Source organism: Saccharopolyspora halophila (genome assembly GCF_039531955.1).
Classification (GTDB): Bacteria; Actinomycetota; Actinomycetes; order Mycobacteriales; family Pseudonocardiaceae; genus Saccharopolyspora; species Saccharopolyspora halophila.
Map to the genome: position 1 here is coordinate 405,087 of NZ_BAAARA010000010.1, position 24,074 is coordinate 429,160.

24 protein-coding genes are annotated in these 24,074 nt (G+C 70.2%); 12 read left to right on the top strand and 12 right to left on the bottom strand.

All coding sequences use genetic code 11. The features are described 5' to 3' along the window. Positions 1 to 10: 10 nt before the first annotated feature. Genes ABD289_RS17555 through ABD289_RS17565 form a run of 3 tightly spaced genes read right to left on the bottom strand, consistent with a single transcriptional unit; the run spans position 11 to position 3,092 of the window. Entirely contained in the window at positions 11 to 844 is an 834-nt protein-coding gene (locus ABD289_RS17555; protein ID WP_344133489.1) for a carbohydrate ABC transporter permease, read from the bottom strand. Next, the gene (locus tag ABD289_RS17560) at positions 837 to 1,727 is read right to left on the bottom strand and encodes a carbohydrate ABC transporter permease (protein ID WP_344133491.1); all 891 of its coding nucleotides are present in this window, start codon (positions 1,725 to 1,727) and stop codon (positions 837 to 839) included. The genes ABD289_RS17555 and ABD289_RS17560 overlap by 8 nt, the downstream gene beginning before the upstream one ends. A 15-nt stretch (positions 1,728 to 1,742) precedes the next feature. Continuing rightward, positions 1,743 to 3,092 (bottom strand): extracellular solute-binding protein, encoded by a 1,350-nt coding sequence (locus tag ABD289_RS17565; RefSeq protein ID WP_344133494.1) that lies wholly within the window; start codon positions 3,090 to 3,092, stop codon positions 1,743 to 1,745. Between the two features lie 274 nt (positions 3,093 to 3,366). Here ABD289_RS17565 and ABD289_RS17570 point away from each other — a divergent pair, with 274 nt between their 5' ends. The 5 genes from ABD289_RS17570 to ABD289_RS17590 all read left to right on the top strand — a co-directional run bounded on the left by ABD289_RS17570 (position 3,367) and on the right by ABD289_RS17590 (position 9,039). Beyond that, positions 3,367 to 4,281, top strand: a complete 915-nt coding sequence (locus ABD289_RS17570; RefSeq protein ID WP_344133498.1) for a hypothetical protein — start codon at positions 3,367 to 3,369, stop codon at positions 4,279 to 4,281. A gap of 422 nt (positions 4,282 to 4,703) precedes the next feature. Further along, positions 4,704 to 5,402 (top strand): hypothetical protein, encoded by a 699-nt coding sequence (locus tag ABD289_RS17575; protein WP_344133501.1) that lies wholly within the window; start codon positions 4,704 to 4,706, stop codon positions 5,400 to 5,402. Positions 5,403 to 5,504: 102 nt separating this feature from the next. Beyond that, the gene (locus tag ABD289_RS17580) at positions 5,505 to 5,996 is read left to right on the top strand and encodes a hypothetical protein (RefSeq protein WP_344133504.1); all 492 of its coding nucleotides are present in this window, start codon (positions 5,505 to 5,507) and stop codon (positions 5,994 to 5,996) included. 13 nt (positions 5,997 to 6,009) lie between these two features. Continuing rightward, positions 6,010 to 8,058 (top strand): hypothetical protein, encoded by a 2,049-nt coding sequence (locus ABD289_RS17585; RefSeq protein ID WP_344133507.1) that lies wholly within the window; start codon positions 6,010 to 6,012, stop codon positions 8,056 to 8,058. A 39-nt stretch (positions 8,059 to 8,097) separates the two neighbouring features. Further along, on the top strand, positions 8,098 to 9,039 hold the full coding sequence (locus ABD289_RS17590; protein ID WP_344133510.1) for an AraC family transcriptional regulator: 942 nt from the start codon (positions 8,098 to 8,100) through the stop codon (positions 9,037 to 9,039). A gap of 11 nt (positions 9,040 to 9,050) precedes the next feature. Here the strand turns inward: ABD289_RS17590 and ABD289_RS17595 are convergent, their stop codons facing one another. Together ABD289_RS17595 and ABD289_RS17600 are read right to left on the bottom strand one after the other, a co-directional pair. Further along, positions 9,051 to 9,413, bottom strand: a complete 363-nt coding sequence (locus ABD289_RS17595; RefSeq protein ID WP_344133513.1) for a hypothetical protein — start codon at positions 9,411 to 9,413, stop codon at positions 9,051 to 9,053. Continuing rightward, the gene (locus ABD289_RS17600) at positions 9,356 to 10,474 is read right to left on the bottom strand and encodes an APC family permease (RefSeq protein ID WP_344133516.1); all 1,119 of its coding nucleotides are present in this window, start codon (positions 10,472 to 10,474) and stop codon (positions 9,356 to 9,358) included. Before ABD289_RS17600 ends, ABD289_RS17595 begins: the two co-directional genes overlap by 58 nt. Positions 10,475 to 11,242: 768 nt before the next feature. On the opposite strand from ABD289_RS17600, the gene ABD289_RS17605 reads away from it, so the two are divergent. Genes ABD289_RS17605 through ABD289_RS17615 form a run of 3 tightly spaced genes read left to right on the top strand, consistent with a single transcriptional unit; the run spans position 11,243 to position 15,014 of the window. Continuing rightward, positions 11,243 to 13,051 (top strand): FAD-dependent oxidoreductase, encoded by a 1,809-nt coding sequence (locus tag ABD289_RS17605; RefSeq protein WP_344133519.1) that lies wholly within the window; start codon positions 11,243 to 11,245, stop codon positions 13,049 to 13,051. Beyond that, the gene (locus tag ABD289_RS17610) at positions 13,048 to 14,118 is read left to right on the top strand and encodes a maleylacetate reductase (protein WP_344133523.1); all 1,071 of its coding nucleotides are present in this window, start codon (positions 13,048 to 13,050) and stop codon (positions 14,116 to 14,118) included. The genes ABD289_RS17605 and ABD289_RS17610 overlap by 4 nt, the downstream gene beginning before the upstream one ends. Next, positions 14,115 to 15,014, top strand: a complete 900-nt coding sequence (locus ABD289_RS17615; RefSeq protein ID WP_344133526.1) for a dioxygenase family protein — start codon at positions 14,115 to 14,117, stop codon at positions 15,012 to 15,014. The genes ABD289_RS17610 and ABD289_RS17615 overlap by 4 nt, the downstream gene beginning before the upstream one ends. Here the strand turns inward: ABD289_RS17615 and ABD289_RS17620 are convergent. Continuing rightward, positions 15,008 to 15,349, bottom strand: a complete 342-nt coding sequence (locus ABD289_RS17620; RefSeq protein ID WP_344133530.1) for a CAP domain-containing protein — start codon at positions 15,347 to 15,349, stop codon at positions 15,008 to 15,010. The genes ABD289_RS17615 and ABD289_RS17620 overlap by 7 nt on opposite strands. Before the next feature lie 313 nt (positions 15,350 to 15,662). Here ABD289_RS17620 and ABD289_RS17625 point away from each other — a divergent pair, with 313 nt between their 5' ends. Next, complete coding sequence (locus ABD289_RS17625; protein ID WP_344133533.1) at positions 15,663 to 16,118, top strand: acyl-CoA thioesterase; 456 nt, start codon at positions 15,663 to 15,665, stop codon at positions 16,116 to 16,118. Here ABD289_RS17625 and ABD289_RS17630 read toward each other — a convergent pair. From ABD289_RS17630 to ABD289_RS17645, 4 genes are all read right to left on the bottom strand, one after another. Then, the gene (locus tag ABD289_RS17630; protein ID WP_344133536.1) at positions 16,084 to 17,319 is read right to left on the bottom strand and encodes a cytochrome P450; all 1,236 of its coding nucleotides are present in this window, start codon (positions 17,317 to 17,319) and stop codon (positions 16,084 to 16,086) included. The genes ABD289_RS17625 and ABD289_RS17630 overlap by 35 nt on opposite strands. A 214-nt stretch (positions 17,320 to 17,533) precedes the next feature. Then, positions 17,534 to 19,582 (bottom strand): HelD family protein, encoded by a 2,049-nt coding sequence (locus ABD289_RS17635; RefSeq protein ID WP_344133539.1) that lies wholly within the window; start codon positions 19,580 to 19,582, stop codon positions 17,534 to 17,536. A gap of 113 nt (positions 19,583 to 19,695) precedes the next feature. Beyond that, positions 19,696 to 20,181, bottom strand: coding sequence for an SRPBCC family protein (locus tag ABD289_RS17640; protein WP_344133542.1), 486 nt, complete (start codon positions 20,179 to 20,181; stop codon positions 19,696 to 19,698). A 74-nt stretch (positions 20,182 to 20,255) separates the two neighbouring features. Then, on the bottom strand, positions 20,256 to 20,720 hold the full coding sequence (locus tag ABD289_RS17645; protein ID WP_344133545.1) for a MarR family winged helix-turn-helix transcriptional regulator: 465 nt from the start codon (positions 20,718 to 20,720) through the stop codon (positions 20,256 to 20,258). A 104-nt stretch (positions 20,721 to 20,824) separates the two neighbouring features. Here ABD289_RS17645 and ABD289_RS17650 point away from each other — a divergent pair, with 104 nt between their 5' ends. Both ABD289_RS17650 and ABD289_RS17655 read left to right on the top strand, forming a co-directional pair. Continuing rightward, complete coding sequence (locus ABD289_RS17650) at positions 20,825 to 21,562, top strand: siderophore-interacting protein (RefSeq protein ID WP_344133548.1); 738 nt, start codon at positions 20,825 to 20,827, stop codon at positions 21,560 to 21,562. Positions 21,563 to 21,713: 151 nt separating this feature from the next. Continuing rightward, positions 21,714 to 22,472 (top strand): dienelactone hydrolase family protein, encoded by a 759-nt coding sequence (locus tag ABD289_RS17655; RefSeq protein ID WP_344133551.1) that lies wholly within the window; start codon positions 21,714 to 21,716, stop codon positions 22,470 to 22,472. Positions 22,473 to 22,490: 18 nt separating this feature from the next. Here the strand turns inward: ABD289_RS17655 and ABD289_RS17660 are convergent, their stop codons facing one another. Then, positions 22,491 to 22,739 carry an HC3 family zinc finger protein gene (locus tag ABD289_RS17660; RefSeq protein WP_344133554.1) on the bottom strand — a complete coding sequence of 83 codons (249 nt, stop codon included), beginning with the start codon at positions 22,737 to 22,739 and terminating at the stop codon, positions 22,491 to 22,493. Between the two features lie 203 nt (positions 22,740 to 22,942). Continuing rightward, entirely contained in the window at positions 22,943 to 23,707 is a 765-nt protein-coding gene (gene map, locus ABD289_RS17665; RefSeq protein ID WP_344133557.1) for a type I methionyl aminopeptidase, read from the bottom strand. Positions 23,708 to 23,792: 85 nt separating this feature from the next. On the opposite strand from map, the gene ABD289_RS17670 reads away from it, so the two are divergent. Then, entirely contained in the window at positions 23,793 to 24,059 is a 267-nt protein-coding gene (locus ABD289_RS17670; RefSeq protein WP_344133561.1) for a helix-turn-helix transcriptional regulator, read from the top strand. Positions 24,060 to 24,074 lie beyond the last annotated feature (15 nt).

Below are 24,074 nucleotides of genomic sequence, written 5' to 3' on the forward strand. Positions count from 1 at the left end.
GAATCTCCCCTCAACGCCCGGCCATTCCGGTGTGCGCGACGCCGCGCACGATGTGCCGCTGGAACAGCGCGAACACCAGCAGCAGCGGCAATCCCGCGATGATCACGGTCGCCATCACCTCCGCGTAGCGCACGCCGTAGCTGCCCTGCACGGTCGCCAGCCCGACCGGCAGGGTCATCGACGCGGGATCTGCGGTGACGATGAACGGCCAGAAGAAGTTGTTCCACGTGGTGATGAAGGTGAAGATCGCGACCGCGGCCAGCACCGGGCGCGACAGCGGCAGCACGATCCGCCAGTAGACGCGCCAGCGGCTCGCCCCGTCCATCAGAGCGGCTTCCTCGAGCTCGCGCGGGATCCCGTCGAAGAACACCTTGAGGATGTAAACCATCGCGGGCAGCACCACCTGCGGCAGGATGATTCCCCAGGCGGTGTCGACCAGCCCCAGGAACACCATCTCCTGGAACAGCGGAACGATCAGCACCTCGGCGGGCACCAGGATTCCCGCCAGGACGAAGACGAAGAGCACCCGCCTGCCGCGGAATTCCATCCGGGAGAAGCCGTATCCCGCCATGCTCGCCAGCAGCACGACCAGCAGCGTGACCATACCTGCGGTGAACACGCTGTTGCGCAACCAGATCCAGATGTCGCCGTTGGCCAGCACACCGCGGTAGGCGTCCAGGGTGAACTCGCTGGGCAGCCAGCGCAACGGGACGTCGGTGGTCTCGCTCTCCGGCTTCAGCGAGGTCAGCAGCGCCCACGCCAGCGGCAGCAGCCACAGCGCGGCGAGCGCGGTGGCGACCAGCGCCAGCAGTGCGGTTCCCGGGCTCGGTCTGCGGTCAGCCATGCTCGCCCCGCTCTCGACGACGGCGTTGAATGCTGAAGTGCGCCAGCGTCAGCAGCAGGATGCCGGCGAAGAACACGTACGAGACCGCGGAGGCGTAGCCGATCCGGTAGTTGGTGAAGCCGGTCTCGTAGACGTACTGCAGGATGGGCCGCGTGCTGTGCACCGGGCCGCCGTTGGTGATCAGGTAGAACTGGTCGAACACCTTCAGCGACGCCAGCACCTGCAGCACCGCGATCAGCCCGGTGGTGGGACGCAGCATCGGCAGCGTGATGTTCCACAGCTGTCGCCAGGCGCCCGCGCCGTCCAGCGCCGAGGCCTCGTAGAGATCGTCCGGGATCGCCTGCAACGCGGCCAGGTACAGCAGGAAGTTGAACCCGACGGTCCACCACACGGTCGCGAGCACGACGCCGGCCATGGCGGGCACGGTCTCGGCCAGCCAGCCCACCGGTCCGATGCCGAACCAGGCCAGGATGCCGTCGGCCAGGCCGAAACCGGGCTGCAGGACCCACACGAAGATCAGCGCGACCGCCGAGGAGGGCAGCACGTAGGGAGCGAAGAACGCCATCCGCCACAGCCACCTCGCCGGGGCGAGCCGGTGCGTCAGCAGCGCCATCACCAGACCCACCGCGATCAGCGGCGGTGCGCTCAGCGCGGTGAAGGCGAGCGTGACGCCGAACGACTGCCACACGGCCGAATCGGTGAGCGCCTCGGCGAAGTTGTCCAGCCCGACGAACTCGGCCCGGCCACCGGTCAGGCCGACGTCGGTCAGGCTGGCCGCCAGCCCCATCACCAACGGCACCACGAGGAACAGCACGTAGACGGCGAGGAAGGGCAGCACGAACAGCACACCCGAGCCGGTTCGGTCACGCGCGGACGAGAGCATGCTGGCAACCTCCGTTCATTCCACCGGGTTCGGGGTGTCCAGCAGGTCCTGCAGCACGCGGCGCATCGCCGCCACGCCCGCGCCCACCGACATCCGCTCGTCCATGACCGGGCCGAGGATCGCGGTCAGTTCCGTCCACATCCGCGAGCCCGACCCGGCGAACCACACCTCCGGGTCCAGCTGCACGTCGTCGATCACCGACCGGTACAGCGACTGCGGACGCATCCGCGTGTACTCGGGACTGCTGGTGACCGGGAGGAAGGCGGGAATGTGCCCGCCCGAGGCCCATCTCGCGCTGTTGCGCAGCAGGTGCGCGGCGAACTCGTAGATCAGCAGCTGCTGCTGCTCGGTGCGCTCCGGCTGGTGCGGCAGCACGAACGCGTGCGAATCCGCCTCGGCCAGCGGCGGCCCGAACAACCCGGGGAACCGCATCATGCTGAACGGGATCTCGGCTTCCTGGAACGTCCGCACCTCCCATTCGCCCTGCCAGAAGAAACCGCCGCGTTCGCTGGAGAACAGCGCGATGGCGCCGTCGGCGTCGAGCCCGGTCGAGGTGAGGCCTTCGGCGTGCAGCGACTGCAGGTACTCCAGGATCGAGCGCACCTTGGCCTCGTCGAACGCGGAGCGCTTCCCGTCCGGGGTGAGCAGGTTTCCGCCCGCCTGGCGGTAGAGCGTCCAGAACAGCCGCCAGGGAACGACGCCGTCACCCGCGGTCTCCAGCACCAGCCCGTGCGAGCCGGTGACGCGCTTGGTCGCGCGCAGTTGTGCGCGCAGCTCTTCCGGCCCCTTCGGCGGGCGCAGCACGTCGTCCTCGTCGAGGAGACCGGCTTCGCGGCAGATCTCGACGTTGAAGTACTGCACGAAGGGGTGGGTGTCGAGCGGGATCGCGAACAGGCGACCGTCGTGGTGGGATCGTCTCCACAGCCCCTTCGGGAAGTGCTCCGCGCCGATCCCGGCCCGCCGCAACAGGTCCGGGTCGATCGGGTCGATGAGCCCGCCCGGCGCGAAGGCGGGCAACCTGCCAAGGTGCAGCGCGGCGACGTCCGGCGCCCGTTCGGCCGCGCTGGCCATGGCGAGCTTGGTGTAGTACCGGTCGCCCCACTCCAGGGTGACATCGCGCAACCGCACCTGGGGATGCGCAGCGCGGTAGTCGGCGAGCATCGCCTTCATCGTGTCCCCGTCGCCACCGGAGAAGAGGTTCCAGTAGCGCAGTTCGCCGCGCTGCCCGCTACCGCACGCGGTAACCAGCGAGACCCCGCCGAGCACCGCGGCGCCGAGCAGGGTTCGTCTGGTCAGCGCATGTTCGCCGTCGTTGCCGAGCACGCACGCACCCCCGGAAATCGTCGTGTTCGAGATTTCGGTCATCGTTTGGTCGGTGCGAGGACACGCTAACCATCCGATCTTCGAAGGGACAAGGCTGACTTTATGGACGGAACCGAATGTCGCAATCGTGCTGCGGCGAACGGCCTCACCCCGTTCGGGAAGGCGTTCGCCCACCGAAGCCGAGACGAGTAACCGCTCCACGACGCGAACCCGCGAACGCTGCCGCTCGACGCATTTCGCCGGGACAGCGGTACGGCCGTCCCTCGGCGGGCGGGAACATCCGAGAGGTCGTTGCCGAAATCCGTTGGGGGCGAGTTTGCAGCACGGCCGCGAACATCCGAGCAGCTGCGAAAAGGCCAACGGAGACACCTGCGAATGCACCCATTGCGCAGGTGCTCAACATGGCTGGGTCGGTGCGATCCGGCTCGTCAGGCAGGCACACCAGCAGGATCTGCGGAGTTTCGAGCGGGAAGCTGACCGGATCTGGTACCTGGAGTCCGCCAGGCAGGAAGCCAGGTCGCGGAAGAATCCGAAACCGACCCTGGCGCAGCGGAAGGCGGCGATTCGTTCCGCCTGCGCCAATCTGCTCAACTGGCTTCGCGCGAAAGCCGACCGCACCGGCCCGAAGCACGCCGAAATCACCAAAGAGCTTCGGCAGAAAGACGTCGCGAACCCCGCACGCGCGCTCGCCGTCGCCCGCACCGAGGTCGACCGGGTCGAAGCGCTCGGCGAAGTGATCAAACGCGTCCCCGACGACGTCGAGGCGCGAACGGGTCCCCTCGGCAACCGCACCCGCAGAGCGATGGCGGATCACTTCTGGTGCGAACTGCTGGTGCAGCTCATCGTGCTCGTCGAAGAGGCCGACCGCGCGCTCGATTCGGTACCGGGTGAGCTGACGCGCGCTGTCACCGAGACGTGCGCCCGGCAAGGCGGGGCCGAGATCGAGCGCGCCGTCGTCGAAGCCTGCGTCGACCGGCTCTGGGAACACCTCCGCACCGCGCTGGGACTGACGGCCGTCGCCGACGCCAAGGCGTTGCTGCCCGCGTTGCGCACGCTGGCGGTCCTCATCTGCAAGTCACCGGCCCGGCATCCCGCGGTGCTCCGGCACTGCGTCGACCCCCTCGGCACCGTGCTGGTCGAGGAGACCAAGCAGCGCTTGCAGGCGACCTTCGGGGACCTCGTCCCGCAGATCGCATCCGGCCTCGCCGGTGCCGCCCCGCAGCCCCGCTAGGAATCCACGCCTGCTCGCCGGCGAGACGTCCGCCGGTGGTCGCATCCGGTGCTCACCCAGCGCGGAAGTGAGACGCGGCAACTCGCGCACCACCTCGCGGGCCCGACGGCGCCGGACGCGCCGACGAGCAGGCGCCGCTTCGCACCCGGCGCTCGCCCGCCGGCTTGCCGGCAGGTGGCCGGGCATCGGTGTGGATTCCGCTCTCGTGAAAGCAGGCTTGCGGCCGCATCCGGGCCTCGATACCGTGCACGCACGGTGTGCGCTCGGGCGCCGATCGGGCGGCGAAATCCGGTGCTGCTCCACCAAACGGGTTGCGAGCATCGGCACGGTCAAGCGCTCGCACCGATTGGTCGCCCAATCGCCACCTGTTCTTTTCCCGGCATGCATCCGCACTATCGGACTGGCCCGCACGCTCGTTGAATGTGCGCAACGTTCACGGTGCCAAGCCAGACGAACGCCTAGGCTCACCGGTCACCAGCCGGGAGCAGGACGCGGTGCGGTTGCTGCTGCTCATCGACGGCGCGGCCGAGCCGCCGTCCGAATCCGTCCACCACGACCCGGCACTCGTCACGGCCGTCGGGGTCGTGCCCGGACAACTTCGGCTGCAGAAGCTGGACTTCTGGCTGCGCAGCCCCGATTTCCTCGCCGACGAGCTGCTCAACGAGTACGAACGCTGCGCCGAGGCACGACTGCTGGAGCTGGCCGGCCGGATCCTCGATTCCGAAGAGCCCGAGGTCCGCCGGTACCCCATGCTGCGGCACCACTTCGGCGCCTACGAACCGCTCGACGACGCGCTGGCGGTGCTGCGCAGCGCGGGGCTGATCGTGCACCGCAGGCGCGGTCGAGTCGGGCACACCCGCAGGCACGACTACTACCTGCTCTCCCGCGGCCGCGAGGTCGCCCGCGATCTGGTCGCGCAGGCTCCGGCGTTCCGCTACTACGTGCAGCGGGTGCGCCTGGTGCTCGACCTCGCCGACGGGCGCGGCGGCAACCAGCTGCGCAACCGCCAGTACCTGCAATCCGAGTACGCGGGGGCGGCCCGCGGTTCCCGCATCGCCAGCATCGCCGAGCGGGTCCGCATCCGGCTCGCGCGGCTGCGAGCAGAACTCAGCGTCGCATAGGAGCTGTTCGGGAAAGCCGCGGAGCAGCTGCGCGACGTGCGGAACTCAGCCCGCACCGCCGAGCACGGCAAATCCGCAACAGAGCCCGGTAGGGGGATCCCGTTGAACGCACCGGATCTGGCCGAACGCATCGCCGCGATCACCGGAATGCCCAGCGCGGCCATCGCCCGTCTGCTCACGCGCGGCAGGCTGGCCGTGCTCGGCGCGGAAGCCGACCAGCTGTGCGGCGACTACCTCGCCGCGCAGCGTCGGCGGCAGGCAGATGAGAAGGCGCTCAACGACGTGCGCGAGAACGAAACCGCCCGCCAGCTCTTCCACGGTCTGGAACCGCACGCCTGCCCGCGTTGCGACACACCGATTTCCGAACAGCGACGCCGCGAGGAGCACGCGCACAACCGGTGCGCGATCTGCAGCAGCGAGCTCCCCGGAGCCACCGAGGGCGCCTCGGAGGCCGAGGTCGCGGCCCGGCTGCGCCTGGCGATCAGCGAGGCCGACGAGACCACCGCGCTGGCGCGGCTGCGCAACGTCCAGGTCGCGCTGGCCCGCTCGGTCGCCGAGGCCACGGCGGTGCCCGAGCAGCGTCGCCCCGACTGATCAGGAGCTCTGCTTGAGCGAGACGGAGGAACACCCGGCCCATCGAGCGCGGCGGGATCCGGCGGGCGTGCGCGGCGAGTCCGGCGCGGTGGCCGCGAGCCCGTTCGCGCCGGTGCTGGCCGCCGCGCTGGCCGACGCAGCGCGCCGGGACGCGACCGGCTGGCGCGAGGCGCTCGCGGAGTTCGTCGACGGCCTGGGCGGTCAACCCAGCCTGCTGGCGTTGACCGGCGCTCTCGACGAGCTGCTCGCCGAGCCCGTCGTGGTGCGAACCCACGGAACGCGGCTGCACGATGTCCTGCTGCGCGACCTGACCGCGGCCATCGAGCAGAATCCGCTGCTCGCGGCGGGCCGGTTGGAGGGTGCCGTGCGACTGGCGATCTCCGACGCGGTCGCCCCGTTCGGCGTGCTGGACGAGCTCACCGACTTCGGGCCCGGCACCCCGGAGGACTTCACCGAGCCCCTCCCCCGGCTGCTCGGCGCCGCGATGGACCGCTGGGCGGGCGAGGCGGCCATCACCGCCCCGCTGCGCGAGGCGCTGGACCGGCTGCGCCACGACGACGCGGCGGCGGTGGACGCGATCTTCGAGCTGGGTTGCGACGATCTGCGGGCAGCGCTGACTGCGGCGGAGATGCCCGCGGTGCTGGCCGCGCTGACCGAGGCCCGCGCGCGGTTCGCCACGGCCGACGCTGCCGAGCAGGCGCGCCACGACGCGCGCGCGCACGGTGCCGCCTGCGATGCGGTGCTGGCCTTCGCCGCGCAGGACCGGCCGCGGCTGGCCGAGGCCGCCGATCGGCTCACCGCCGCGCTCGACCAGCGGTCCGCGTGGCTGCGCGGCACCCACCAACCGCCCTGGCTGCGCCCCCGCCACGCGGCCGAACCCGCCTGGCGCCGCCTGGTCCTGATGCTGCGGTCGGCCTCCGAGCGACTGGCCGAGACGATCTGGATGGACGTCTGGGAAGCTCTCGGCGCGGTCCTGGACGCCTACACGCAGGTCCGCACGCTGCGCCCCCTCCCGGGCGAGCAGGTGGCTCCCGGATTGGCGGCGGTGGTCGAGCCGACCATCGAGAACGCCATCCTGCGGAAGCAGAGCCTGCTGGCCGCGCTGCGGCGGTCGGTGGTCGAGGCCCGCTGCGCGGAGCATCCTCCGCTGCCGCCTCGCGCGACGCAGCTGCTGCTCGAACGGATCGAGGCCCCGGACACCCGGCACCGCCGCGACCTGCCGCATACCTCCCGCACCGCGCCGGACCCCGACGAGGACGACGAGGCGCACCATCCGGGCTCCGGACGCGCGCAGCGGATCGCGCCCGCGCTGGTGCGGCTGCTCGGTCAGCGCCAGGCAGCAGGCCTGACCACCGAGCTCGGCGACGACGAGCTGCGGCTGCTCGACGGCGTCGTGCACGGCAGCGAGGTCGCGCAGTCCCGCACCGCGCATCCGGTGCTGGATCCGCTCCTGCAGCGCCTGCTCGGCGAGCTGGCGGAGTCCCCGCAGTTCATCGGCGAGGTCCGGGAGACGTTCTCGCTGCTGCTGGAGCAGACGCTGCGGTTCCTGCTCAGCCGCGCCGACCTCGCCACTCGCACCTGGGGAGCCTCCCCTGCGGACGACTACCGGCGGCGACTGAGCGCGGACGAGCCCCGCCCGCGCGAGCGGCAACTGCAGCAGGACTACCAGCAGTGGCTGGCCAGCGGCCAGCTCGGCGGGCTGCTCGCGGTCGAGGCCGCCGATCTCGCGATGGGGCGTGCCGACATGGTCACCGACTTCGGGCCGCTGCGCTACACCACCGAGATCAAACGCGAACTCCGCGACGCCTCCCGCGAGGCCATCGAGTCCCGCTACCTCCCCCAAGCCGCCGAGTACGGCAACACCAACGCCCCGTTCGGGCAACTGCTGGTCCTGGACCTCACCCCGCACCCGCACGGGGCTCCGCGCGTGGACGAGTCGATCTGGCTGGCCCGCCACCGCCCGCCCGGATCGGAAATAGACCGCTTGGTCGTCATCGGCGTCGTGACGGGAAATCGCAGCACGCCCCACGAGCTCTCGGCCCGTGCCGGACTCCGGCAATGATCAACTTCGCGGCGTCGTCGCTGCTAAGGTGGGCGGATCATGACTCGGGCCACCGCGACCGGGCCGGTGCGGCCGGTGCGCTTCTCCACGACCGGACTCCCCGCCGCCGACCGGATGGCGCTGTGGGAGCGCCACAACGCGCGGGCGCTGATCGCGCTGTCCTGCAAAACCATCGATGACGAGCCGCTGGCCGCCACCGAGCTCAACCTCGAGTTCCCGGATCTGCACTTCGCCCACGTCAGCGGCGGCCCGCACCTCATCGAGCGCGGCGCCGGGGAGATCGGCGACCACCCGACGGGCTCGGCCGTGCTCTACATCGCGGTGGCAGGCGAGGCGTTCTTCTACAGCACCCGGGCAACGCGCGTGCTGCGGCCGGGCGAGGCAGTGCTCTGCGATGCCGACCACCCGTTCGCCCGCGGCTTCTCGCAGGGCCTGCGGGAGTTCGTGCTCAAGATCCCGCACGACGTGCTCGAGGAGGCGACCGGAACGGGCACGCCGGGCGATGCCGAGCTCTTCGACCTATCCGAAGGCCCGTCCGGCGACGCCCTCCGCGCCCTCACCCGCCTGATGCGCACGAGCTTCGACGAACCGGCCGACCCGAACCGGACCCGGCGCCGGGCGCTGAACCTGCTCTCGGCGCTGCGCAACGGCGAAACCGGTGACGACCACCTGGAGCTCGCCAAGGCGATCGTCGAATCGCACCTGCGCGACCCGAATCTGTGCGCGCGCCTGATCGCCCAGCGCATCGGCATCAGCGAACGCCAGCTCTGCCGGGTGTTCAACCGCGCCGGGATGGGCGTGGCGAGCTACATCCTGGATCGTCGGCTCGAGCTGGCCCACCAGCTGCTCACCTCCCCGAATGCGGGGGGCTCCACCATCGCCGAGATCGCCGGGGACTGCGGGTTCCGCTCCCCTTCGCACTTCACCAGGACCTACAAACGCCACTACGGCACGACCCCGGCCCAGGCCCGCGTTCGCTGAAACACTCGCCGTCAGCCGGAAAGGGCCTCGGTGAGCCGCTCGTAGGAAGCCGGGCTGCGGCGGCGCACCACCGCACCCTGCGCCCAGCCGATGACCGGTAGCAGCACCACCATTCCCAGCAGCAGGAGCGAGAGCAGCCCGAACGTCGGGTTTCCGGCCGCATCGACGTCGTCGACCAGGACGGGGAAGTTCAGCACGATCGCCGCTGCGATCCCGAGCAGTCCCAGGCAGCCCAGGGCCGGCGCCACCCGGGTGTGCCAAACGCGGCGGTCGTCGTCGGGCCTGCGCGCGAACCACGCGATCACCGCGAAGCGGGTCAGCGCCATGAGCACCGCGATGGAGATGGTGCCGACGCCGGAGATCCAGGTGAACACCTGCAGGACCGGGTCCCACCCCAACGCCAGGAACACCAGCACCAGCGACGCGGCGGTAGCGCTCTGCACCAGGGAGGCAGTGCTCGGCGCCCGGTGCCGCCGCGGATGCACCCGGGCCAGCCCCGCGGGCAGCACCCTGCCGCGGCCATCGACAACTGGTATCGCGCGATGACGTTGTGGAAGCTCAGCACGCAGGCGAACATCGAGCCGACCAGCAGCACGTTCACCAGCACCTGCCCCGTAGCCCCCAGGTATTTCGCCGTGGTGCTCATCAGCAGCGAGCCGGGGTCCTGGCCGGCCACGGCGAGCACGTCGCCCACGCCCCACGACATGATCATCCCCCAGGTGGACAACGCGTGGAACACGGCGATCAGCACCACGGCCGCGTAGGTGGCTCGCGGGATCGTGCGGGACGGTTCGCGAGCTTCGTCGCGGAAGACCACGTTGCACTCGAACCCGATGAACGCGGCGGTGGCCAGCATCAGCCCCACGCCCGGCTGCCCTGACAGAACCGTCGACGGCAGGAACGGCCGCACGTTCAGCCCGGCTTCGCCCCCGGTGACGATCACCCCGGTCACGACCGCGAGCACCACCGCTATCTCCGCCACCAGCACGACACCCAGCACCTCGCTCGACAGGTCCACGTGCCGATAACCGAGCAGCCCGACCGCCGCGACCACCACCAGCGACCACGCGCCCCAATGCAGACCGAGCGCGGGAAACGCCCTGGCCAGCAGTTCGCCCACGTAGGCGTAGACCGCGAGCTGGATCGTCGTGTAGCTCAGCAGCGCCAGGTAGGCCGAGGCCAGACCGGCGCGGCGCCCCAGGCCGTAACCGACGAAGGTGAAGAACGCCCCGGGCCGCGGCACCGACCGCGCCATCGCGGACAGTCCCACGGAGAACAGCACCAGCACCGCACCGGCCACCAGGTACAACATCGGGTAGCCGGGTCCGTTGCCCAGCTGAATGCCCAGCGGCGCGGCGCCACCGACCACGGTGAGCGGCGAAGCGGCAGCCACCACCATGAACACGATCGCGACCGGCCCGAGCGAGCCGGTCAAGCCACCCGGCCTCGCGGTGTTGGAGAGGGGACCACCTCCGCTGCTGGACAGGAGCGTCGCCTCCGTTGCCGTCCGATCGATCGAGCACCGTACATTTTTTTGAACGGATGTACGATCACGGTTTCCCGCCGGTGAAAGGCGAGTTGCCGCCCCGGAGGTCATCACGGGGCTGGTGGTCGGGTACGGCATCGCGATTCCCGTTGGCGCCGTGGACGTCCGCTTGCTGGCGCTCGCCGCGCAGCTCATGATGGGCCAGCGCCCGCAGCAGCTCCCGGAGCAGCCACTGTGGACGGCGTCTGCGCGCTGGTCGCGGTGGCCGGTGTTGGCGCGCTGGTGCGGATATCGACCCGGTCGCCGAGCTGCTGCGCTGCGTGTCGGTGGTCGTTCTCTCCTGGTCGCCGACCACATCACCGCCACGGCCGCTCGCCACCCGAACGACGCACCGGAGCAGCCCGCAGCCGCTCAGCCACCCCCGGGCTAGTGGCGATGGCGGTGCTCAGCCCCACCCCCGCGGTCTACTTCGCAGCGATCGTCCCCGGCGACCGAGCAGCGGTCGTCGACAGCACGACCGAGCGCCTCGCCTCCGTTCTCGCCGGCGCTGCGGCATCGGCCAACTGGCCCTGGTGCATCGCGCTGCGGACGGCTCTTCGCTGGCTGGCTCTTGCCGATTTCCGACCGGGAGTTGACCATTTCCGCCGTGCGCGGCCCGCTCGCGACCGCGCGTGCGAGGGTCGTCGGTCACGCGGCGAGCAGGGCGGAAGGACGAGGATGGCGGAGTTCAGCGACGGGCTGGCCGAGACCGAGATGCCCACCGCGCAGGTGGTCGATACCGAAGTGCTCATCATCGGCTCGGGGCCCGCGGGCGCGGCGGCTGCTCTGTCGCTGTCGACGCTGGGCGTCGACAACATCGTCGTCACCAAATATCGCTGGACCGCCAACACGCCGCGCGCGCACATCACCAACCAGCGAACCATGGAGATCTTCCGCGATCTGGGCATCGAGGACCAGGTCCTGGCCGAGGCGACCCCGCACCACAAGATGGGCGAGACGGTCTTCTGCACTTCCATCGCGGGCGAGGAGATCGGCCGGATCCGCACCTGGGGCACCCACCCGGCCCGGCACGCGGACTACGAGCTGGCCTCGCCCTCGCTGAACTGCGACATCCCGCAGACCTACCTCGAACCGATCCTGGTCAAGAACGCCACGACGCGCGGGACCCACACCCGCTTCTCCACCGAATACCTCTGGCACGCGCAGGACGCCGAAGGCGTCACCGCGCGGGTTCGCGACCGGCTCAACGGGCACGAGTACGACATCCGCGCGCGCTATCTCATCGGGGCCGACGGGGCGCGCTCCAAGGTCGCCGACGACATCGAGCTGCCCTACGAGGGCAAGATGGACGTGGCCGGATCCATGAACATCACCTTCACCGCCGACATCGGCGAGCTCGTCGCGCACCGGCCGTCGGTGCTGTACTGGGTGATCCAGCCGGGCTCGAACATCGGCGGCATCGGCACCGGGCTGGTCCGGATGGTGCGCCCGTGGAACGAGTGGCTGATCGTGTGGGGTTACGACATCGCGGACGAGCCCCCGAAGCTCGACGACGACGCGGCCCGCCAGATCGTGCGCAACCTGCTCGGCGTGCCGGACCTGGACGTGGAGATCACCGGGTACTCGTTGTGGGGCAACAACGAGCAGTGGGCGACGCACCTGCAGTCCGGGCGCGTGTTCTGCGCCGGCGACGCGGTGCACAAGCACCCGCCATCGAACGGACTGGGATCCAACACCTCCGTCCAGGACACCTACAACCTGGCCTGGAAGCTGGCTGCCGTGCTGCGCGGATGGGCGGGACCGGACCTGCTGGAGACCTATTCGGCCGAGCGCGCTCCGGTGGCCGAGCAGATCGTGCGCCGGGCCAACAGGTCCGCCCGCGAGTTCGGCCAGTTCTTCGACGCGCTGGGCGTCGAACCCGAGGACACCGAGCAGCAGATGCGCGAGAAGATCGCCGAACGCGGCGCCAACACCTCCGCGGGTGCTGCGAAGCGGGAGGCGTTGCGGCACGCCATGGAGCTGAAGAACTACGAGTTCAACGCGCACGGCGTCGAGATGGGCCAGTTCTACACCTCCACGGCGGTCGTCTCCGACGGTTCCCCGCGCCCGGAGTCCGAGCATGACCCGGAGTTGTACTACCGGCCGAGCACGGTCCCGGGAGCCCGGCTCCCGCACGTGTGGGTCGGCGACGCGGCGCACACCTGCTCCACCCACGATCTCGCCGACGCCGACCGGTTCACGCTGTTCACGGGTATCGCGGGCGAGGCCTGGGCGAGCGGGCTGACCGAAGCCGGCGAGCGGCTGGGCGTACCTGTCCGCGCGGTCGTGATCGGTCCCGGCCGCGAGCACGCGGACCTGTACTTCGACTGGGCAAGAGCCCGGGAGGTCGAAGAGGATGGTGCCGTGCTGGTCCGTCCCGACAAGCACGTCTGCTGGCGTGCCCAACACCTGACATCGGACCCCGCCGCGGTGCTGACCGACGCGCTGGCCGGGATCCTCAGCCGCGATTCAGGAGGTATCGCGTGAGCCTGGAGTTCGACCACATCACCCTCGGACAGCGGGTGCGCTTCGGCACCGGCGAGGCCGCGGCCAACCTCGCCGCCGAGGTCGATCAGCGCGGCGCCCGCTCGGTGATGGTCATCGCGGAAGCGCGGGAGGCCGAGCTCGCCCGCCGAGTCACCGCGGACATCGACGTCGCCCTGCACCACTCGGACGTGGCCATGCACGTGCCGGTCGAAACGGCGGACAGGGCCCGCGCCGCCGCCCGGGACAACGGGATCGACCTGCTGGTCAGCATCGGGGGCGGGTCGACGACCGGGCTCGCCAAGGCGATCGCGCTGACCACCGGGTTGCCGATCGTCGCGGTGCCCACCACCTACGCGGGCTCGGAGGCCACCAACGTCTGGGGACTCACCGAGGCCGCCCGCAAGACCACTGGCGTGGACGACCGGGTGCTGCCCGCCACCGTGATCTACGACGCCGAGCTGACCTACTCGCTGCCCGCCGACCTGTCGGTGGCCTCCGGGCTCAACGGCCTGGCGCACTGCGTGGACTCGCTGTGGGCGCCGCGGGCCGATCCGATCAACGCCGCGCTGGCCACCGAGGGAATGCGCACGCTGGCGGGCGGGTTGCCGAAGGTGGTCGCCGACCCGTCCGGCGCCGAAGGCCGGGAGCAGGCGCTCTACGGTGCCTACCTCTCGGCGGTGTCGTTCGCCTCGGCGGGCGCGGCCATGCACCACAAGATCTGCCACGTGCTCGGCGGCACCTACGACCTGCCGCACGCCCAGACGCACGCGATCGTGCTCCCGCACGTGCTCGCGCACAACGCGCCGGCCGCGCCGGAGGCCGCCGCCCGCATCGCGGGTGCACTCGGTACCGGCGACGCGGTCTCCGGCCTGGTGCAGCTGCGCGATCGTCTCCGCGCCCCGACGGCCTTGCGCGAGATCGGCTTCGCCGAGGAGAACATCGGTGAGGCCGCTGAGCTCTCGGTGGCCGCGATCCCGTCGTCCAACCCGTGTCCGGTCACCACCGACGACATCCGCGCGCTGCTCGGCAACGCGTGGGCGGGTACCGCACCGGAGGTCTCGCGATGACCGAACCGCCCGACACCGACGCCGAGAAGCAGCGCCGCATCGAGCAGGACCTGATGGATGCGGTGCTGTCGAGCTTCGAGGACACCGCCGACGAACGGCTCAAGACCGTCCTGCGCTCGCTGACCACCCATCTGCACGCCTTCATCCGCGACGTGCGGCTGACCCAGCGGGAGTGGGACGCCGCCATCGCCTTCCTCACCGAGGCCGGGCACATCACCGACGACAAGCGCCAGGAGTTCATCCTGCTCTCGGACGTGCTCGGCGTCTCCATGCTGACCATCGCGGTCAACAACGAGCGCAGCGGAAATGCCACCGAAGCAACGGTCTTCGGCCCCTTCTTCACCGAGGGATCGCCGCACGCCGAACTCGGCGACGACATCAGCGGTGGTGCCCGGGGCAAGCCGTGCTGGGTGGAGGGCACCGTCACCGACACCGCGGGAAACCCCCTGCCCGGGGCCCGCCTCGAGGTGTGGGAGGCCGACGAGGACGGCTTCTACGACGTCCAGTACGACGACGATCGCACGGCCGCACGCGCGCACCTGTTCACCGACGAGCGGGGCTGGTACGGGTTCTGGGGGTTGACGCCGACGCCGTACCCGATCCCGCACGACGGTCCGGTCGGCAGGCTCCTGGAGTCCACCGGCCGCTCCCCGATGCGCGCCTCGCACCTGCACTTCATGGTCAGCGCACCGGGCAAGCGCACCCTGGTCACGCACATCTTCGTCGAGGGCGACCCGCTGCTGGAATCCGACGCGGTGTTCGGCGTCAAGGACTCCCTCGTCAAGCGGTTCGAGGACCAACCGGCCTCCGCACCGGTGCCTGGCGGGCGCGAGATCGGCGAGCAGGGCTGGACCCGCACCCGGTTCGACATCGCGCTGCCTCCGGACGATCAGTAGCCGAAGTCCTGCGTCCAGATCTCGCCGTTCGGGCCGACGCCGATTCCGATGGCTTTGAACTCGCAGTTGACGATGTTCCGATGGTGTCCCGGCGAGGCGAGCCAGTCGTCGACCACTTGACGCGCGCTGGTCTGGCCGTGCGCGATGTTCTCCGCGCCCGGCTTCGGATACCCGGCGCGGCGGATCCGTTCGCCGAAGGTCACCCCCTCGGGCGTGGTGTGCGAGAAGTAGCCCCGCCGGGACATGTCAGCGCTGTGCGCGGTGGCGGCCCGAACCAGGCGGTGGTCGACGCGCAATGGCTTGCAACCTGCCACCGCCCGCTCCGAGTTGACCATGGACAGCACCCGATCAGCTGTCGAATTCGCGTGCGCCGCACTCGGAACCACCGCGGACGCACCGATCACGAACGCTGACAGCGCGGCGCAGCGAAGACCGTTACGATTCATGCTCGGCAAGCTACGCGGTGATCGGGGGAACCGAATGATCGAATGAACGATCCGGTTTCCTTTTCACACCATCTCGGGAATCTTCGGCATCCGCCGAATCGGCGCGACGCGCTGCCGATCCCGTTTCCGGGATTGCGAAACGGATTCCGGCGGGCGTTGTTAGGCTGACCGCACCAGCCGCCACGCCTACCCGGGGGCCGCAATGGACGCCGCGCCGTTCCAGATACGCATCCAGGTGCGCATTTCCGAAGTCGATCCACAGCGCCACGCCACCGGCGCTGCCTACGTCCAGTACGCCGACCACGCCCGGTTCTCGAGCTTCCGCGCGGCGGGCATCGACGTGGATCGGATGGTGGCCAACGGCATCGGTCCGGTGAACCTGGAGACGACCATCCGCTACCAGGAGGAGCTGCACGCGGGCGACGAGATCGACGTGACCTGCAGGTTCGAGTGGGTTTCCGGCAAGACCTGCCGGGTCGAGCACGACCTGCGACGCACCGACGGAATGCTGGCCGCGCAGATCAGCAGCATCTGGGGGCTGCTCGACCTGGAATCGCGACGCCTGCTCGCCGACCCCGGCGAGCACCTGCGAAAGCTCGCCGACCGTCCCGAACTCGTCGGTCTCAGCGAAGGCGGTAGCGGATCGGCAGGTGCTTGAGGCCGCCCACGAACGTCGTCCGGACCCACTCGGGTTCACCGGTGAGTTCCACCGAACGCAGCCGCGGGACCAGTTCCGCGAAGAATGCTCGCGTTTCCATCCGGGCAAGGCTCGCGCCGAGGCAGAAATGAGCGCCGAAACCGAATGACAGGTGCTTGTTCGGGTCGCGGCCGACGTCGAATCGGAACGGGTCGTCGAAGACCTCCTCGTCCCGGTTCGCCGAGGGGTAGGACAGCAGCAACGCCTCGCCTTCTTTGATCCGCGTGCCGCGCAGCTCGTAGTCCGCCGTGGCGGTGCGCATGAACTCCTTGACCGGAGTCACCCAGCGGATCATCTCCTCGGCCGCCGTAGCCACCAGGTCCGGATCCCGCTGCAGCCGCGCCAGCTGCTCGGGGTGCTCGATCAGCGCCTGCATACCGCCCGCGATGGTGGAGCTGGTGGTGTCGTGCCCGGCGGTCGCGATGATCACGTACAGCGAGATGGTGTCGATGTCCGGCAGGTGTTCGCCGTCGAGACGGGCATTGGCGATCGCCGAGGCCAGGTCCTCGGTCGGGTTGGCCCGACGGTCGGCGGTGATCCGGTTGAAGTACTCGAAGAAGTCCAGCACCACCTGCATGAGCTCTTCGTTGGACTTCCCGCGCTGCAGTTCCGCGTCATCACCGCCGAAGAGCTCCTGGGTCAGCTGCAGGATCCGCGGGAAGTCCGACTCGGGCAGGCCCAGCAGCGACAGGATCACGTAGAGCGGGTAGCCGACCGCGATGTCCTGGGCGAAATCGCACTCGCCGCCGAACTCGGCGAGCCGGTCCGCGTAGCGCCTGGCCAGCCGGTTGATCTCGACTTCCATCTGGCGCATCGCCCTGGGGTTGAACCAGTCGGCGACCACCGGGCGCAGCCGCTTGTGCTGCGGATCGTCGACGTGGATCAGCGTGTTGAGCATGTGTCCCTGCTCGGCGATGTGCCGGTCGTGGTCGGCGTTGACCAGCAGCGGACGCGGGTTGTTGATGAACAGCTCGTGCTGGCGCTCCACCTCGAGGATGTCCGCGTGCCGGGTGACGGCCCAGAACGGGAAGGCGTCCGGCATCGGATCGACCCAGTGCACCGGGTCGGCGCCGCGCAGCACGGACAGCGCTTCGTGCAGCCGCCCTTCCTCGGCATATGCCGCGGGATCCGCCACGGTGAGCCCGGCTTCGCGCACGTCCATTCGAAAGATCCCTTCGCCGAAAGACGCCTGCACCACGGTTCATCGCCACGGTAGCCGACTGCGGCGGTTTCCCGGCACCGTCCGGACCGGCCCAGCGCGATCCTTCCGGCCGATCGCGCGTCCTCCGGGACCGCCTGCGGCAGTGGATCCCAGAACTCCTCGCGGCCAACACCCACCGCTGCGCCGGCCGACCGCACGTCCTCCTGCCGCTCGACTACAGGTCGCGCTCGCGCACGCCGGCGAGCGCGGCCGGGACCTCGTCGACGCAGACGATGCCCAGGCGCTGCGTCGCGCGGGTCATCCCCACGTAGAGGTCGTTGAGCCCGAACGTCGCCCCCTCCGCGATCGCGGCCGGATCGACGATCACGACCTCGTCGAACTCCAGGCCCTTAGCCTGTCCCGGGGTGAGCACGACGACCTCCTCGGTCAGCTCCGGCCGCGCCGGAACGTCCAGCCGCCGCGCCAGTTCCGCGAGACGCCCCGCGGGCGCGAGCACGGCGGTCTTGCCGTCGCCGCGATCGGCTACAGCGCGCTCGGCCGCCTCGGCCACCGTGCCGTCGGCGACGGTGGCCCGCCACGGCCGATGCCCGGTGGACCGCACCGATCGCGGCGGTTGCCAACCCGGACCGGCCGCCGCCAGCAGGTCGGTGGTCGCCTCCACGATCTCGCTGGGGGTCCGGTAGTTGACCGTCAGCTCGGCCAGCCGCCAGCGCTCGCCCACGTGCGCGCCCAGCACCTGCTGCCAGGAGCGCGCCCCCGCCGGCGTACCGGTCTGCGCGAGATCGCCCACGATGGTCATCGAGCGCGACGGGCAGCGGCGCATCAGCATGCGCCAGGCCATCTCGGAGAGCTCCTGGGCCTCGTCGATCACCACGTGGCCGTACGTGTCCTGCGCCGCACCCGTGCCGAGCAACGACGCCGCCTCGTCCAGCAGTGGGACATCCGCGGCGCTCCAGTCACCCGCGACGCAATCGGCGAGGTCGCCGACGAGCTCCTCCGCGGTGAGCTCCGGCCACAGCGCGTCCAGTTCGGACCGCACCCCGGTGTCGGCCAGCAGCGCAGCGCGCAGCGCGGACTTGTCGGTGTCGTCGAGCAGCACGCGCGCGTCCTCGTCGGCGTCGGCGTCAGGGTCCGCGACGATGCCCACGGCCTCCAGCGCCCGCACATCGGCGGCCCCGAGCCTGCCCTCCGCATCACCGCCGTCGAGCGCGTTGCCCGACTCGTCGTAGGCCATCGCCTCCATCCGCGCGGCGAGCTGGTCGGCCAGCGTGCCGACGACCTCCTGCTGGAACACCAGCCTCGCCTGGTTGTGCGGCAGTCCGGCAGCGCGGGCCTTGCCGACCGCTTGCTCGCACGCCTCCGGGTCCAGTGCCAGCGACTGCCCCTCGAAGTCGAGCTCGACCGACTCCTCCGGAACCCGGACGCGCTCGGCGACCGCAGTGGACAGGATCGCGGCCATCTCGGCGGAACCCTTCCGCTCCACGAGTTCCGGCGGGTCTTCCCGGGTGATCGAGACGCCGGTGCACAGCTCGGGAACGGTCGAGGAGACCACCCGGTTCTCCCCGAGTCCGGGCAGCACCTGCCCGATGTAGTCCAGGAAGATGTCGCTCGGCCCGACCACCAGGACGCCTCGGCTGCGCAGGTGCTCGTGGGTGTAGAGCAGGTAGGCCACCCGGTGCAGCGCGACCGCGGTCTTGCCGGTACCCGGGCCGCCCTGCACGACCAGCGCACCGCGCTCGTCGGAACGGATGATCGCGTCCTGCTCCGCCTGCAGGGTGGTGACGATCTCGTGCATCCGGCCGGTCCGGTTGGCCGTCACCGCCGCCATGAGCGCCGCTTCCCCGACCAGGTGCTCCTCGGTGCCGTCGGAGTCGAGCAGCTCGTCGTCGAGCGCGGTGACCGCGCGGCCGCGGGTGCTGATGCGGCGGCGCCTGCGCACGCCCTGCGGATCGGCGGAAGTCGCGGTGTAGAAGGCGCGGGCCACCGGGGCGCGCCAGTCCACCAGCAGCTCCCGGTCTTCGGCTTCCCGGAACAGTCCGATGCGGCCGACGTAGACCCGCCGATCGTCGGCCATGTCCAGCCTGCCGAAGCACAACCCCTGCTCGACGGCGTCCAACCGGGCGATCTCGGCCCGCCACACCGACAGCACGTCCGGATCGCCGCCCGCCGCCAACCGGTCGGCTGCCTGCGCGCGCAGCTGATCGACGTAGTCGTACAGCGACGCGACGTAATTCTGCTCGAATTCGAGCTCACCACTGGTCAAGACCGAAATCCCCACTTCAAGACGCCCAGTCCGCCCAGCCTGCCGGACAGATCCGGTGAATTCCAGTCTCGTCGTTGCGCGACCTCCGGCCGACCGCGCGAGTCAGCGCGGGATCATTCCGCCACCAGGGCGTCGATCCGGCCGATAGCTGCGCTGATGCCGTCGATCACGCCCATCGCGGCGTACTGCTCCTGCTGCTCGACGGAGGCGAACGTGCTCAGCAACACCATCCGGCTGGCCTCGCCGCGGGGCTCGAAGGTCACCTTGTGGTGGCTGGAGTCGATCGCCGCGTCGGGGTTGCCGTCCGCATCGGCGAATCCGTCCTCGAATTCCAGGCGGCGCGGTTCGTCGACCACGCAGATGCGCCACCACCCGTACGCGACCGCTCCGTCCGGCCCGGTGAGGTGGTACCGGCACTCACCGCTGGTGAAGAACTCGTACCGGTCGAAGGTGACCGGGTGATCGGGCGGTCCCCACCAGCGCTCGAGCAGGCGCGGATCGGCCCACACGTTCCAGACCCGCGCCACCGGGGCCGCGTACTCGGCGGTCAGGCTCAGCGTCAGCTCCTCCGGGTCTTCGTCCACGCGGATCACGGCCACGGCTGGTCCTCTCCTCGGCGACACCGGTCCGGTCCTACCCAGCCCGCGTTCCCGGCGAAACCGGACACGCGCGATTACCCCTCCTGATCACCCATCTGCTGCAACTGCTTGAGCAGCAGTCCCAGTGACGGAACCGCCGCGGCCACGTTGTCCCGATCGGCTTCCGGGATCGCCCGCAGCGCGCGAGCCAGCACCTCCTGACGTCCCCTGTTGAACGCCTCTAGCAGGTCGCGCGCGTGGTCGGTGGGCACCAGCAGAACCGAGCGGCCGTCCTGCTCGGACGGTTTGCGCTCGAGCAGGCCGCTGGAGGCCAGCTCGCGCACCAGATTGCTCACGGTGGGGCGAGCCAGGTGCAGCTCATCGGCCAGCCGCCCCGGGGTGACCGGGCCGACCGCCTCGAGCGTGCGCAACAGCAGCACCTGCGCCTCCGGCAGGTTGGGCAGCCCTTCCGCCGCGCGCACCGCTTGCACCGTCGCGCGTCGCAACGGCGGCAGCAGCCGCATCAGCGACTCGCCCGTCTCGTCGGTCGAATCCACCATTCCTTCGCGCCTCCTTGCCGAACCCCGCGCAGTCGTGACATTATGATTTTGTGCCAAAATCACCCCACGGTGGGACTCCGAGATCATCGCTCATCGAGCGAGTCATGCACGAACCCCGGCGCCGTCAACTGTATGCGGCCCGAATCCAGGAGCTCTCGCCCACGATGCGACGCGTGGTGCTCACCGGTGACGACTTGGAACCGGAGTTCCCGTTCCCCGCCCGCGCGGCCACCGATCACGTCAAGCTCGCCGTGCCCGACCCGTCCACCGGGGAGATCCCGCTGCCCGGGCCGGGCGAGAAACCGACCGGCCTGCGCGACTACACGATCCGGCACTTCGACGCGGACGCGCGCGAGCTCACCCTGGACTTCGTCACGCACGAGCACGGCGCTGTCGGACGCTGGGCGGCAGCGGCCGAGCCCGGTTCGAAGCTCGGCGTGCTCGGCCCGCGCGGATCGCAGATCTTCCCCGCGAACTGCGCGGAGTACCTGCTGGTCGCCGACGAGACGGCGCTGCCTGCCGCCGAGCGGTTCCTCGAGGAGCTCCCGTCGACGACGACCGTGCGCGTCGTGGCGATCGCGCGCGGTGCACCGCGCGAACTCGGCGGCGGCCGCGAAGCGCAGATCACCTGGCTGCCGGAGATCGACGGCACCGGGCTCGTCAAGACCGTCGCCGAGCTGCCGCTGGCCGCGAACTGCTTCGTCTTCGGCGCCGGCGAGGCCGCGATGATGGCCCCGCTGCGCAGACACCTGCGCGACGAGCGCGGCCTGCCGCCGGAACGGATGTCGGTTCGCGGCTACTGGAAGCTCGGCACCGCGGGGAACCCTCCGGCCGAGGAGTGACCGTCCGAAGTGGCCCGCGAACGCAGCGGTCCGGCAAGAACCCCGAGGTTCATCCGGCTTTCGACGACGCGCACCGGCTCACCGAAGCCTGCGGGCGAGGTGTATAGATCGGTTGAACCCGCGCGAACGAACGAGGAGGGACACTCCCGCTATGACCGCAGTACGCGGAAGCACGGTTGACGTCGCCACGCCCGACGGGGTCGCCGATGCCTACCTGGCGATGCCCGAGACCGAAGGTCCGCACCCGGGCGTGCTGTTCTACATGGACGCCTTCGGCCTGCGGCCGCACCTGTACAAGATGGCCGACCGGCTCGCGGCCGAGGGCTACACCGTGCTCGTGCCCAACGCCTTCTACCGCGCAGGCCGCACGCCGGTGTTCGACCTGCCGGAATTCATCGACCCGCATTCCCGGCCGGAGATCTTCCAGACCATCGGCCCGGTCATGCAGGCGCTCACGCCGGAGCTGGCCGTCCGCGACGCGGGCGCGTACCTGCAGTGGCTCAACGACAGCCCGGACGTCACCGACGGTCCGGTCGGCGTGACCGGCTACTGCATGGGCGCTGTCATGGCGCTGCGCACCGCGGGCGCCTATCCCGCGCGCATCGCGGCGATGGGCGGATTCCACGGCGGCGGCCTGGCCACCGAGGAACCCGACAGCCCGCACCGGGTCGCCGACCGGATCACCGCGGAGCTGTACTTCGGGCACGCCGACAACGACCAAGCGCTGCCGCCGGAGCAGATCGGGCGGCTCAACACGGCGCTGACCGAGGCCGGTGTGACCTTCCGAGCGGAGGTCTACGAGGGCGCGGCCCACGGTTACACGCAGGCCGACACCGCCTCGTACCACGCCGAGGGCGCCGAGCGGCACTGGACGAATCTGCTCGAGCTGTTCAAGCGCAACCTGCGCTGAGCTTGTCGCGCCGGGCCGCTACTCCAGTTCCAGCAGGCCCGGCGCTCCCGAGCCGATCATGGGGACATCGGCGAGGTCGTGAGCGCCTTCGTTGCACCCCGGGCAGGTCGGCCACAACCACGCGATGTCGGAGTCCTCGACGAAAACGGATCGACTGCACAGCGTGCGCACCCGGGTGCCGTGGTAGCCGTAACGGGGTTTGGCGTCGGTGGTGGCGTGCCGCTGCCCTTCTGCGGGCACCCAGCTGAACGGATGCGGACGGAACATCAGACCACCGCTTCGCCGCGCCCGCCATGAGCGGGCGGTCCGCACGACAGGCCGAGCGGAGCACGTGCGCCCTGCTGACGTCCCTCCCCCATCACGCTATGAGACGCTACCGGAGTTTCGACGCTTCTCGAACAACCCGTTCGGAGTAGTCGATCACCCCACGCACCGCAGAGACCACCCGAGACCAATACCACCCGTAACCATCAGGGGCGGGTGAGGACCTGCGGCCCGTTCTCCGTGATGGCGATCGTGTGCTCGGAGTGAGCAGTGTTGGAGCCATCCGCGGAACGGATCGTCCAGCCGTCATCATCGGTGTAGACCTCATCGGTCGTGCGGGCGAACCACGGCTCGATCGCGATCGTCAGCCCGGGACGCAGCTTGAGACCGCGACCAGCGCGGCCCCGGTTGGCCACGTGCGGGTCCTCGTGCATGGTGCGCCCGAGACCGTGCCCGCCGAACTGGGTGTTGATCGGGTAGCCATAACCGGTGGCGACGCGCTCGATGGCGTTGGAGATGTCGCCGAGCCGGGCCTCCGGCCGCGCGACGTCGATGGCCGCCTCCAGCGCTTCCTCGGTGCAGCGAACGAGAGCGCTGTCCCGCTCGTTCGCGGTCCCGACGATGACGGTGCGCGCGGAGTCGGCGACCCAGCCGTCGATGCTCACCGCCAGATCCGCGCTGAGCACGTCGCCATCGCGCAACACGTAGTCGTGCGGGAGCCCGTGCAGCACCGCGTCGTTGACCGACAGGCAGATCACGTTCCGGAACGGGCCCTCGCCGAACGAGGGCGCGTAGTCCCAGTAGCAGGAGACCGCACCGCGCTCCTCGATGTTCCTGCGCACGTGGAACTCCAGGTCCATCAGGTTGACGCCGACTTTCGCCAGATCGGCCACCTCGGAGAGCATCTGGTGCACGAACGCGCCCGCGACGCGCATCCGTTCGATCTCGGCCGACGACTTCAACTCGATCACGACAGCGCTCCCCAAGAACCAGACGGCAGGTATTTAAATACCGTACCACCTTGCCGGTATACTAATACCACCGTATTCTGCCCGCATGGTCCGCAATCCGCTCACCAGCGAGCAGCTCGCGGCCGGCGCCCGCGTCGGCAAGTTGCTGCGCGAAGCGCGCGCCGACCGCGATCTCGGCGAGATCGCCCACGCCGCGGGGATCTCGCCGGAGACGCTGCGCAAGATCGAGACCGGGCGGTTGCCGACCCCGGCGTTCGGCACGGTGGTGAGCCTGTGCGACGCCCTGGACGTTCCGGTGCGCGACGTCGCCGAGACCTGGCGCGCGACCCCGGCGCTGCGCAGAGCTTCTTGACGGGGAGGCGCGCCC